Origin of the sequence: Desulfovibrio desulfuricans, from assembly GCF_004801255.1 — a bacterium.
In the GTDB taxonomy this organism is placed as follows: domain Bacteria; phylum Desulfobacterota; class Desulfovibrionia; order Desulfovibrionales; family Desulfovibrionaceae; genus Desulfovibrio; species Desulfovibrio desulfuricans_C.
Genome location: NZ_CP036295.1, coordinates 712129 through 724793 on the forward strand (window position 1 = coordinate 712129; position 12665 = coordinate 724793).

Genomic DNA, 12665 nt, shown 5'->3' on the forward strand with positions numbered 1-12665 from the left:
TAGAGTGATTGAAGATTGAGCGCGCAATTGGCTGCCCGTTCCTCTCAAGTTGCGCCGGCAGGCGCTCAAGCCACCAATCATTCCAAGGAGAAACCGCTATGAAGTCGCTGAAAGGCTCCCAGACCGAAAAAAATGTTCTTACCGCCTTTGCCGGTGAATCTCAGGCGCGTAACCGCTATGACTACTTTGCCGGGCGGGCCAAGAATGACGGGTTTGTTCTGGTTCAGGAAATTTTTGTCGAAACCGCCCTGCAGGAAAAAGAGCACGCCAAGCGCCTGTTCAAGTTTCTTGAAGGCGGCGAGGTCGAGATTAACGCGGCGTTTCCTGCCGGAGTGATCGCTGGCAGCGAAGCCAACCTGATCGCGGCCGCCAGCGGTGAAAACCACGAGCACACCGTCATGTACCCCGAATTTGCCGCCACTGCGGACAAAGAGGGTTTTGGCGAGGTTGCCGCAGTGATGCGCAATATCGCCGTGGCCGAAGCCTACCACGAAAAGCGCTTTCTTGCGCTTGCCAAGGACATCAAGGAAGGGCGCATGTTTATGCGTACCAAGCCCACCGTGTGGCGTTGCCTCAACTGCGGCTGCCTTGTGGAGAGCGACCATGCCCCTGAAATGTGCCCCGCCTGTGCCCACCCCAAGGCCTACTTTGCCGAGCTTAACTACACGTTCTAGCTCCAGACCCGGCATGGTTGTTTTGCGCCCGGTTTTGTCCCCATGCGTAGCCGGGGGCCGCATGCGGCACAGAAGCTGATTTTTTGCGGGAGTCGCCAGCCCTGAAAGCAAGAGACTGCCGCCCCGCAAAAACAGATCCAACACAGTGACTTCAAAACGCCAGACCTGAGCGGGTCTGGCGTTTTTTTTTTGACGTTAAACCGCCATTATTCCGGATGATAATGATTGTCGATGTGGCGTGATATTTGCAATCATCAGCGAGCGTTACTGGTGTATCAAATTACTGACATGCCCAACGCGCGGCGCAGTACCGGTTTATCCCTGCCAAAAGGGATGGCAGCCAAATACCTTGCAGTATAAGGGCTAAGAAGTTATCAAGTATGGCAAGGCATGTCGTTGTGCGGAGGGAAAGGCTTTTACCCTCAGCAGAATGTGGTCCGTAATGGGCGGCATGCTGATTGCGGGAAAATGCGTACGTTGCATTTTTCATGCTCAGGAGTAACCGTGAGACATCTGTTTTTTGCAGCGGGGGTTTTCCTGCTTCTGGTCACAGTGGCCGCGGCGGCAGAAATTGGCTACCCACCTCCGCCGCCAGCTGGCAAAGCGCTTTCTGTTGAAGACACCATCTATGGCGTGCTGCGCAATCACCGCAATCTCCGTAGTATGATCGAAAACCGGGAGGTGCTTGATTATGAGGTGCAAAGGGCGCAGGCAGGCTTTGGCCCCCGTGTGGACCTGAACGGCCAGGCGGGCGGCAGTGTGCTGAGCGATTCGAGCACGCGCAGCGAGAACCTTGATTCGCAGATGTGGGGCAAGGTGAGCTACTCGGCTAAGCTTGTGCAGCCTATCTGGGATGGCTTTGCAACGCGCTCGCGCGTGCGCACGGCCAAGTCTACCCTTGAATCACAAAAATATCGCGTTTTTGATACGGCCACATCGCTGTCGCTGGATGCCGTCATTGCGCATATAGATCTTTTGCGCCGCAGAAAAATATTTGAATTGTCCGAAGAAAACGTGGCGCACCACAAGGGGCTTGTGGCGCAGGCTCAGGACCGGGCCAGCGTAGGCGCGGACACGGCGGCGGATGTTACCCAGGCGCAGTCGCGCCTGCAGCGGGCGCTTTCCAGCCTTTCCGAGGCCAAAGCCGCCTTGCGGGTGGCGGAAGAGACGTATGTTCGCCTTACAGGCCTGCCCGCAGCCAGCAGACTGCAGCCTGTAAGCATGCCGCCCCAGGTTTTTGCGGCTTCACAGGCTGTCATGGATCAGGCCCAAAAAAGCAATCCCAAGCTGGCCGCTTATCTGCAAGACATACGCGCATCTCGCGGTAACCGCGAGCTGGCCGACTCCGCCTTTGCACCTGCCGTCAACCTTGAGGCCGGGCCCGGATACTCCAATCTTGGCGGGGCCAGCGACCGGTGGGTTTACAGTTTTGACGTCATGGGCGTGGTGCGCTGGAATATTTTTAACAGCGGGGCCGATCTGGCCGAACAGCGGGCCGCTTCTGCCCGCGTGCGTCAGTCGCGGCAGGTAATGTACAACTTTGTTGACGACCTCAAGCTTGACGTGGAGAGCACCTGGATCAACTATCAGGCGGCTCAGGAGCAGTACAACCACTATTCAAAGGCCATCGAGTACAACAAATACACCCGCACTGCCTACCTTGAGCAGTTTCAGATCGGCAAGCGCAGCATTTTGGATGTGCTTGATACCGAAAGCGAACTGTACAATTCCGCAACCCAGGCAGAAACATCCAGGGGCAATATACTGGTGGGCGCGTACAGGCTCTCGGCTCTGACGGGCAACATGCTGCCGCAAATGTCCATCAACACTGGGCCATTGGGCCAGAGCGCACCAAAAGACCCGGGCGATCCCCGCGAGGAGTTCGCTCCTGGTTGGTTCAATTGACAATCATAGCCACATGCCCTCATGCCTGAGGGCATGTGCTTTTTTGGGGGCAGACGCATGATTGCGTCTGCAGCCAAACTGTCCGACAATTGTCGCAATCTGCACGCTATATGGTTTCACTCTGGCCGCAGACTTTTGCCGATACTTGGCCGTGCAGACCTCGCGTGCGGGCCGCAGGCTGCAGGTGAGCTGATTTTTTTGTAGTGCGTGTCGCGCCATGCGCCGCCGCTTCTGTTTTGCATCAACGGAAAATGCATGGATAAAATTACTTCCACGGGTTCAGACGAACAGGCCCGGCACGCTGTTTCCGGTCAGGAAACCGTCAGTCAGGATTCTGGTGACGCCGCTGCAGCCGCGCAGGCGCCACCGCCCGCGCAGCCGTCGGCCGCTCGCTCTGCGGCAGCCCCCACCATGGGGCCGTTGCGCCCTTCAGATGTGGATTTTATGCCCGGTTTGCTGCGCAGTCTTTCTGTGCTGTTGCGTTTGCGTGGCCGTACTGTTTCGCCGCATATGCTGATGGCTGGCATCTCGGGCAGCAAGGTGACGCCGCAGGCCTGCCTGCGGGCAGCCCGCAAGGCCGGTCTGGCCGGGCGCATCGCCTACCGGCCTGAAATCGCGGATATTCCCGGTCTGGTTTTGCCGTGCATTCTGCTGCTTACCCATGACCGCTCGTGCGTGCTCACTGCCCTCGACGGCGATATGGCCGAAGTGGTTTTTCCTGAAACCAGCGAAAGCGCCCAGCTTGTGACGGTGGACGCCCTGCAGGAAGAGTATTCTGGCTATGCGCTGTTTGCGGCAGTTGAGGCCGTGCCCGAAGACCGGGCGGAACGTCTCAGCATTGCCCGGGGCAAACGCTGGTTTTGGGACGTGCTGCGCTATTATGCGCCCATTTACAGGCATGTGGCCCTCGCCAGCGTGGTGATCAACCTCATCGCCGTGGGCAGCCCGCTGTTTACCATGAACGTCTATGACCGCGTGGTGCCCAACAATGCCATAGAAACGCTCTGGGTCCTGTCCAGCGGCATATGCATCATCTATTTTTTCAATTTTCTGCTCTCGGCGCTGCGCACGCATTTTGTGGATGTGGCGGGGCGCAACGCCGATATTGTGCTCTCGAGCGCTCTGGTCGAAAAGGTCCTGTCCATGCGCCTGGATTCCAAGCCCGAATCCACAGGCGCTCTGGTAAGCAATCTGCGCGAGTTTGAGCAGCTGCGCGAATTCTTTAGTTCTTCAAGTCTGCTTGCCTGCATTGACCTGCCTTTTTTGGTTATTTTTCTGCTGATTACGGCTTTTATAGGCGGCCCCATTGTTTTTTTGTCACTGGCGGCCATGCCCGTAATGATCGGTATCGGTCTGCTGCTGCAGCACCGCTCGCGCACGAGCGCCGAGGACAGCTACAAGCAGAGCATGCAAAAAAACGCCCTGCTGGTGGAAATTGTCAGCGGGCTTGAGACCCTTAAATCCTGCATGGCCGAAAGCCGCATGCAGAAATTGTGGGAATCCGTGGTGGGGCTTTCGGCAAAATCCACCAGTGAGTCACGCAGATACAGCAGCCTGGCGATCACGTCTTCCCTGCTCATCACCCAGCTGGTCACAGTGGCCATGGTGGTGTGGGGCGTGTACCGCATATCCGAAGGCCTCATGACCATGGGGGCGCTGATCGGCTGCAGCATCCTTGTGGGGCGCACCATGGCCCCCCTGTTGCAGATGGCCTCGCTGCTTACCCGCCTGCAGAATTCGCATGTGGCGCTCAAGGCCCTGGACATGCTTATGATGCTGCCCTCGGAAGACCAGGCGGAAAAGACCTGCATGGATTTTGGCATGTTGCGGCCTTCGTTTACCATTGAAGGGGTTTCGTTTGCCTACCCTCGGCAGGAGCGGCTGGCGTTGCAGCATGTTTCGCTGCGCATTGAACCGGGCGAGCGCGTGGGCATTATCGGCCCCATGGGATCGGGCAAAAGCACGCTTTCAAAGTTGCTCATCGGCCTGTATCAGCCCAAGGAAGGGGCCGTGAAGTTTGGCGATGTGGACATCCGCCAGATCCCCAGCATGGAGCTGCGCAGCCGCGTGGGCGTGCTGCCCCAGGACGTGGTGCTGTTTTACGGCAGCATCCGCGAAAATATCGCGCTGGGCGACCCCACCATCAACGACCATCTTATACTCCGCGCCGCGTCGCTGGCCGGGGTGACGGACTTTTTGCGCAACAATCCCGCAGGGTTTGCCGCGCAGGTGGGCGAGCAGGGCAAGGCCCTTTCTGGCGGGCAGCGGCAGGCTGTGGCCCTGGCGCGGGCTCTGGTGCGCGACCCCGAAGTGCTTATACTGGATGAACCCACAAGCAATATGGATACGGACTCGGAACTGCTGCTGCAAAAAAGGCTGCAGACGGTTATTGGCGGGCGCACGCTGGTGCTTGTAACGCACCGTCTGTCCATGCTGCGCATTGTTGACCGGCTTGTGGTGATGGAAGACGGCCAGATAAAAATGGACGGCCCGCGCGATGTGGTACTGCAGGGTTTGCGCGAGCGTTCGCAAAAAAATATGGGCAATGCGGAACGGGCCGCCCGGCAGGGACAGAATCGCCACGCCGACAACGCCGCCGGGGCCTGACGGTATTGCGGCCGTTTTTAGCCGCAAGCCGGCAAGCTGTTTTTAAATGACTGCCCAGTGGTTATTATTGGAGTAAGGCGAATGCAGTTGCCACAAAAAAAACAGGAAACGCCCGGTGCAGAAAACCGGCTGCAACCGGGGGGCGCGACGCCGTCCGGGGCTTCTGGCATCTCTTTGGCTGTCGCGGCCACCGAGCCGCAAAATACGGTTGTGACCATGGCGGCGGATATCGGCGGGACACCCCCCCCGGTCGAGGCGCAGGGCACTGCCGCGCCCGCAAAATCTGCCGCTGAATCTTCCCTTGCTTCTCCTCTTGCGCCTGCGCTGGGTTTGCCTTTTGGTTCGCAGTTTTCGCGGCCCGATGTTTCCGCGCCTCTGCCCGCCATGCCCGGCAGTGAGCGCATGGCAGGCGAGCCCTCCGCCGACGCCGACAACCCCGAGCGGCAGGAAACGCCCGACGCCGCACTGCGGAACCTGGCCACGCTGGTGAATGATCTGGCGCCCGACGCCGAGGCCATGCAGCCTCTGGCCACGCAAGCAGCCGAGGCCAGGCGCGAGCCGGGCAATCTTGAGCTTTTTTTGCGCCAGCTCTTGCTGGGCGGCGATAACGAACAGCGGCCGGACAAAAGTCTGCGTGAATCGCTGCGCGAGACTGCGGACAGGCTGCTGGGCAAAGCCACAGGCAAAGGCGCTGCGGGCGGCCCCCAGGGGGCGGCGCAGGCCAACCCCGGTCTGTTTGCCGCCATGGATGCCCCTCTGCGCGGTCTCACGCCCGAAGATATCCTGTACGCCAACGAGGTGGACGCGGCCCTGGCCAGACGGCCCGAATTCGGCATCCGCATGTTGTCCATCACCGTGGCGGCCTTTTTTTTGTGTCTGATTCTGTGGGCCGCCATTGCCAGCGTGGACGAGGTGACCCATGCGGAGGGGTCGGTGGTGGGCTCGCAGCGTACCCAGACCATTCAGAACCTGGAAGGCGGTATTTTGCGGGCCGTGCTTGTGCACGAAGGGCAAATTGTGGACAAGGGCGTCGTGCTGGCCCAGCTTGACAACGAGATGGCCGAGAGCGCTTACCGCGATGCCGTAAACAAGGCCATGGAAAACAGCCTGGCCATCATCCGCCTCGAGGCGGAAATGAAGGGCGAACAGCCCGTGTTTCCCCAGCAGATCGACGTGTGGGCCGAAAAGGTCATTGGGCGCAGGGTAGAGCCGGTTTTGCTGGGCCGGGTGCATCAGATAGTTCAGGATCAGGAAAATACCTGGACCAGCCGCCGGGACCAGCTCTCCTCCGAGGTAGACGTGCTGCAATCGCAGTATGTGCAGCGTCTGCACGATGTGGAAGAGCTTTCGGCCCGCAAGGTGCAGCTTGACCGCAGCCTTGAACTTTCTATCGAGCAGCGCAACACGGCCTACGCCCTTGTGCAGCGCAACAATTTTTCCAAGCTCGAATATCTGGGCATGCAGCAGCGGGTTGTGGAGCTGCAGGGGCAGATCGATTCGCTGGCGGCCACCATTCCCAAGGCCAAGGCTGCGGCGGACGAGTCAAAGCAGCGCATAGCCTCGCGCAAGGCCGAACAGATTGCCGGCGTGACAGAAGAGATCAACAAGCGCAGGCAAGAGCTCAACTCGCTGCGCGAAAGTCTTTCGGCGGGGCGCGACAGGGTCACCCGCACAGAGCTGCGCGCGCCAGTGCGCAGCACGGTAAGGCAGATATACATCACCACCGTCGGCGGCGTGGTCAAGCCTGGCGAGCCCATTATGGATCTTGTGCCGCTGGACGACACGCTGGTTGTTGAAGCCAAGGTCAAGCCGCAGGATGTAGCCTTTTTGCGCCCAGGGCAGGAGGTGATGGTCAAGGTCTCTGCCTACGACTTTTCCATTTACGGCGGGCTCGAGGGCAAGCTTGAGTCCATCAGCGCAGATACCATTGAAGACAAGCGGGGCGAGCATTTTTACCTTGTAAAGGTGCGCACCCAGAAAAACGCCATCGTCTACCACAACGAATTCTTGCCCATCATACCGGGCATGGTGGTGACGGCGGATATCCTGATAGGCAAAAAAACAGTGCTCGATTATCTGCTCAAGCCCATACTCAAGGCCAAGCAGAACGCCCTGCGCGAGCGTTGAGAACAGCAATGCGCGTAGCGCGACGACGGCTGCCGGAACCTCTGCGGCCTGCCGCTGCCCGATGAAGGAAAGACATATGGCACCCCAAGACCTGACGCTTCCAGGCGCGGCCCTGCGCAATCGCAAGGCCGCACTGACCATGTCGGCGCTGTTTGTGCTGGCGGTCTGCCTGATTTTTCTTTTTGCCCGTTGGTATCTGCAGGATTCACGCGAGCACCTGCTGCGCGAAATGGGGCAGGACATGAAATCGCAGGCCGCAAGCAAGGTGGCCCTGCTTACGGTATGGTCAGGCACGCTCGCCGGTCAGGTAAACGTGTTTGTCTCGCAGGACATGCTGCGTCTGTTTGCGGCAGAGGTCGCCAATGCCGGGGTGTCCGCTCAGGGCATACTGCTGCAGTCGCAGCGCAGCGCGGGCGACCCCGCTGCCGCCGACATGCTGTCCCCTCTGGGAGACAGCGGTTTGGCGAGCGACGACCCCCTGAAAAAGCTGGCGCCTCGCCTGCCGCTGATGAACAATTACCTGCGCGACTTTGCGGAAAAAAACAGTTTTATCGGCCTGTGCCTGGTCAACGAAGGTCTGCAGATATATCTGGCCCCCGACGGGCCGCAGCAGGTCGCCGAAGAGCAAAAGCCCTTTTTGCAGGCGGCGCTGGACAGCAAGCAGCCGGTGCTCATGCCTGTGCGCCGGGAAAGCGGCAAGCTTGTCATGGACATGGCCTTTCCTGTTTTTGCGCCCCTGTATGTGGATTCCACGGGCCAACGCGTGGTCTCGCTGCTCCTGGCCACTTACAACGTGCTGTCGGTAACGACCGCAACCACTGGCGAGTCGGGCAACGGCAGCCATTACGACACGTTTATCCTGCAGGCTTTTGACAAAAAACTGCAGCGCATTTCTCCCACAGAGGCTGATGGCGTGGTTGCTCTGCCCGGCTGGACGCTCAGGGACGGCAAGCTGCCCCTGGGAACGTACACCGACCCCGGGCTTCCTGAAAGCGAGCAGCAGGTCTACGGCCTTGCCCTGCCCGTGCCCAGCCTGCCCTGGCTTGTGGAGCAGACCGTGCCCATGAGCCGTATAGACGAAAAAATCACCGGCCTGCGCCAAAAGGTGCTGCTGGCCTCCGCCATTATGACCGTGCTTGCGGGCGTGCTGCTGGCCGCCCTGTGGTGGAGCCTCGTGAGCCGCAATGAGCGCGCCGTGGCGGTGCAGATGCACAGGCTCTATCTGGTGGTCAACCAGCAGAAGCAGATCATGGACGGCGTAAATTCCGCCCTCTCGGCCGGTATTGTGCTTAACGACCTGGACGGCGGCATCCACTACGCCAACCAGAGCTTTGCCCGCATGTGCGGCATGGAGGCGGCGGCGTTGCGCGGGCGCAGGCATTCCGACCTGGGCATGGAGCTGGCGCACAGCCTGGTGTCGCATACCCTTGCCCTGTACCGGTCTGGCGAGCCTTTCAGTTTTGCCGAGGCGCTGCTGGTTGGCGGCAGGCTGCGCTATTTTCTTACTTCGTGCACGCCCTTCAAGGATGAAAAGGGGCGGCTTTCGGGCATTGTTTCCGTTTACAGCGACATGACGGACATCGCCCTGGCCCAGCAGCGCTCGCAGCAGATGGTGGCCCAGACGGTCAATGCCTTCGTGCGGGCCATCGAGGCGGTGGACAGTTATCTGCGCGGGCAGTCGGCCTTTACCGCGCAGCTGGCGGTGGCGCTGGCAGGCAACCTTGGCCGTACCGATGCGGAAACCCTGGCAACCCTGCGTACTGCGGCCAACCTCTCGCATGTGGGCATGATTCAGCTGCCCAAGGAGCTGCTGACCAAGTCCGGGGCGTTGTCGCCCTCGGAGCGGGCACAGCTCGAAAAACACGTGGACTATGCCAGAGAGGCTCTGTCTGACATTGATTTTGGTCTGCCGGTGCTTGAGGCGATCACCCAGATGTATGAGCGGCTGGACGGCAGCGGGTATCCTGCCGGTCTTGCCGACGGCGCAATCTGCGCTAATGCCCGTATCCTGGCAGTGTCCAACACCTTTTGCGCTCTTGTGCGTCCGCGTTCCTACCGCGAGGCGCACGGCACGGACGACGCCCTGCGCATACTGGCCGAAATGCCGCCCAAGTACGACGCCGCCGTCGTCGCCGCGTTGCAAAGCTATCTGGCGACGGAGTCTGGCAAGGCCTTTATGATGCACCTGCTCGCTGACCAGCTGACGAACGACGCCTAACTGGACCAGGGGTGACTAATGCGCATACTTTTTTTGAATTCTGTGTTTCCTGGCCGCTTCAGGTCGCTTGCCCATGCTTTTGGGTCTGCGCAGCACAACACCGTGCTGTTTCTTGCAGAGACCGGGCAAAAAATCGCCATCCCCGGCGTGCGCCGGTTGCGTCTGGCCCCGCCAGCGCCCTATGAAAGCGACGACCCTGCGGAAAGAGAAATTGTAACCCGCCTGCGGCGCGGGGCGCGGGCGGGCAATGCCCTGCTTTCGCTGCGCCGCAACGGTTTTGCCCCTGATCTTATCTGCGCCGCAGCAAGCATGGGCGGCAGCTTTTATGTGCGCGACATCTTTCCCAAGGCTTTCTATGTGGCGCAGGGCGACTGGTTTTACAACAACGGCGAGAGCCACTGCTTTTTTACCAGGGGCACCCCCCGACCTCCCGCCGATTTTGCCCCGCTGCGCGTGAGCAACCTGTGGGAGTACAACGCCATGGGCGAGTGCCACCTGCCGGTCACATCCTCGCTGTGGCAGCGTGCCCAGTACCCCGCAGCGCTGCAGCGCGAAATCAAGGTTGTGCCAAGCGGCATCAATACGCGGTTTTTTGTGCCCGGCGACGAAAAAAAGGACGGCGACGCCCCGGCGGCTTGCGCTGCGGACCCCTGGGGCTGCGCAAGCCACGAACTGGTGACGTTTTGCGGCCCCATGCACGATCCCGCGCGCGGGTTTGACCAGTTTCGCCAGTGCCTGCCGCGCCTGCTGGAGCTCAGGCCCAACTGTCTTGTGGTGCTGGCATGGCTTGATATTGCCCAGACCGGGCGCAAGGACGGCACGGCGCCTCCCCTGCCGGAAAACTCCGAGACCGGCAAGGCCATGCGCCGCGCAGTGGACATCCTTGGCATCGACCAGAGTTTCAGATCTCGGGTGCACCTGCTGGGCGCGCGTTCGCTCAAGGAATACAGGGCCATGCTGCAACATTCCACAGCCCACGTGTATCTGGCCGCCCCGCACGTCTTTTCCACCGGCCTGCTCGAGGCAATGGCCTGCGGTTCGCTGGTGGTGGCCTCAGACACTCCCCCCGTGCGCGAGGTTGTGCAGGACGGTGTTAACGGCTTTTTGTGCGATTTTTGGGATCACGAAAAAATGGCGCAAAAACTGGCCGATGTGCTTGCGCACGCGCCGCAGTTTGGGCATGTGCGCCGTAACGCCCGACAGACAGTGCTGCGCTCGTACGACGCGGACGTGCAGACGCGCAGGTTTATGGATCTGATTGCCTCAAGCATGCAGAGCAGGGAGCAGGGCTAGCATCCCGCCTTTTTGTCTTTGCGGGCCGGGCAAGGGCGGGCGCAGCCTGTCTGCGTGGGCTACAAACCCTGCATGGCCAGCCTGGCCTCAAAGTCGTGCATGGGTTCGGGTTTGGCGTAAAAGAAACCCTGCGCCGTATAGCAGCCCAGCTTCACGATGATGGCGGCCTGCTCCGCAGTTTCCACCCCTTCGCAAATCACGTTCATGCCCAGATCCGAAGCCAGCCGGATGATGTTGCCAAGCACAATCTGCGCCCTCTGTCCCGGCAGGTCCCGCTGGATAAAGCTGCGGTCGATCTTGAGGCAGTCGGTGTTGAGCATCTGCACAATGCCAAGCGACGAATAACCCGCGCCAAAATCGTCAATGGCGGTTTTGAAGCCCGTGTCCTTGAGCTGAACAATCTGCAGCCAGACGGCTTCGGGGTTGTTCATGATGGCGCTTTCAGTGATTTCTATTTCCAGCAGATGGTGAGGAATCCCGTGACGGTCCGCGATGTCGGCCAGCCGCTGGCAAAAATTGGGGCGGTCAAAGTGCAGCCGTGAAAAATTGCAGGAAACAGTGTGCAGCGGGAGGTTGCGCCGCTTCCAGCTGCGCAGGCTGCGGCAGGTCTGCTCAAAGACAAAAAAATCGATGCCCGTCACCAGCCCGTTGCGCTCGAACATGGGGATAAAATTGTCCGGCAGCAACAGGCCCCGCGTGGGATGGTTCCAGCGCACCAGCGCCTCGCTGCCAGTAATGCCCCCGGTGCGCATGTCCACCTTGGCCTGATGCCACACTTCAATTTCGCCATTGGTCAGCGCTTCTTCCAGCTTGCCGTTGAGCTCCTGGCAGAGCAGGGCCTGCTGCCGCATGCGTTCGTTGTAAAGCACCATCGGTATGCCGGACGAGCGCTTGGCCTCAAGGCGGGCGTAGTTGGCCATGTCCAGCATGCGCTGCACGTCATAGGGTTGCGTTCTGGGCACATGAAACGCCCCGTAAACCGTGCGCACCGTATAGGGCAGATCCTGCTGCCGTCGCCATTCGTCGAGCTCCTTGTCCATTTCGCGTACGCGCGCCGCCAGCTGGTCCCAGTTTTCAAAGCGCAGCAGCAGCACAAACAGGTCGGAAGAAAGGCGCGCGCAGCATTCCTCAGGCAGCACGTTGCGCCGCAAAATCGCCGCATAGGCCTGCAGCAGCCTGTCGCCCATGCCAAAGCCAAACTGGTCGTTGATGGCCTTAAACTGGCAGATGTCGCCGGAAAGCAGCATGTAGTCGGCGGTAACCTGGGCGCTCAGCAGGGCCGGGCACAGGGTCTTGAGCTTTTCCATATTGGGCAGGCCGGTCAGTTCGTCCTTGTTCAGCTGATCTTCCATGCGGCAGATGCGGCTGCACTTGTTGCCCAGACAGACCAGCAACCCGGCGATGAGGGCCATAAAAAAAAGTATGATGCCGCCAAGCAGGCGCAGGGGGGGGGGCTGCAGGGTGTCGTCAAAGCGCTTGCCGGTGCGGGCCGCAAGGGTGTCGGGATCGTCGGGCGGGTAAACCGGCAGGTTTGCCTGCGTGTTGAACGGCGAGGCAATCGATGCTGCCTTGTGCTCATTTGGGGGAACAGCCGCCGCGCTGTTTGCCATGACAGGCAGCACTGCAACCCAAAGGCATCCGAGCAGGAGCAAAAGGGGAAAAAGGCGGAACCGAAACAACTGCATGGGGCGGATTCCTCGGTCTACCTGGCGGAGGGCGACGCTGCCATTTGTTATTGTTCGCGTATGGGACCGCAGGGCATGGGAATGCCGTAACCGGCAGATTCGCGCCTTACGTCATATTGGAATATTGAATATAGGGTTTTAGACGGCAGAAAGTCA

7 protein-coding genes are annotated in these 12665 nt (G+C 60.1%); 6 read left to right on the forward strand and 1 reads right to left on the reverse strand.

Annotated features, from left to right (window positions below; genetic code table 11):
• Window positions 1–98: 98 nt before the first annotated feature.
• The 6 genes from rbr to DDIC_RS02915 all read left to right on the forward strand — a co-directional run bounded on the left by rbr (window position 99) and on the right by DDIC_RS02915 (window position 10824).
• Complete coding sequence (rbr, locus tag DDIC_RS02890; RefSeq protein ID WP_136399061.1) at window positions 99–674, forward strand: rubrerythrin; 576 nt, start codon at window positions 99–101, stop codon at window positions 672–674.
• A gap of 513 nt (window positions 675–1187) precedes the next feature.
• Window positions 1188–2579: a TolC family outer membrane protein gene (locus DDIC_RS02895; protein WP_432612326.1), complete on the forward strand. Its 1392-nt coding sequence runs from the start codon at window positions 1188–1190 to the stop codon at window positions 2577–2579.
• A gap of 255 nt (window positions 2580–2834) precedes the next feature.
• Entirely contained in the window at window positions 2835–5186 is a 2352-nt protein-coding gene (locus tag DDIC_RS02900; RefSeq protein ID WP_211088888.1) for a type I secretion system permease/ATPase, read from the forward strand.
• Window positions 5187–5267: 81 nt separating this feature from the next.
• Window positions 5268–7313 carry an HlyD family type I secretion periplasmic adaptor subunit gene (locus tag DDIC_RS02905; RefSeq protein ID WP_247647527.1) on the forward strand — a complete coding sequence of 682 codons (2046 nt, stop codon included), beginning with the start codon at window positions 5268–5270 and terminating at the stop codon, window positions 7311–7313.
• 76 nt (window positions 7314–7389) lie between these two features.
• The gene (locus tag DDIC_RS02910; protein ID WP_136399063.1) at window positions 7390–9531 is read left to right on the forward strand and encodes an HD domain-containing phosphohydrolase; all 2142 of its coding nucleotides are present in this window, start codon (window positions 7390–7392) and stop codon (window positions 9529–9531) included.
• An 18-nt stretch (window positions 9532–9549) separates the two neighbouring features.
• Window positions 9550–10824, forward strand: a complete 1275-nt coding sequence (locus DDIC_RS02915) for a glycosyltransferase (protein ID WP_136399064.1) — start codon at window positions 9550–9552, stop codon at window positions 10822–10824.
• A 59-nt stretch (window positions 10825–10883) separates the two neighbouring features.
• Here DDIC_RS02915 and DDIC_RS02920 read toward each other — a convergent pair whose 3' ends face one another.
• A complete protein-coding gene (locus DDIC_RS02920; protein WP_168732458.1) occupies window positions 10884–12434 on the reverse strand; it encodes a putative bifunctional diguanylate cyclase/phosphodiesterase in 1551 nt (516 codons plus the stop codon).
• Window positions 12435–12665: the final 231 nt, after the last annotated feature.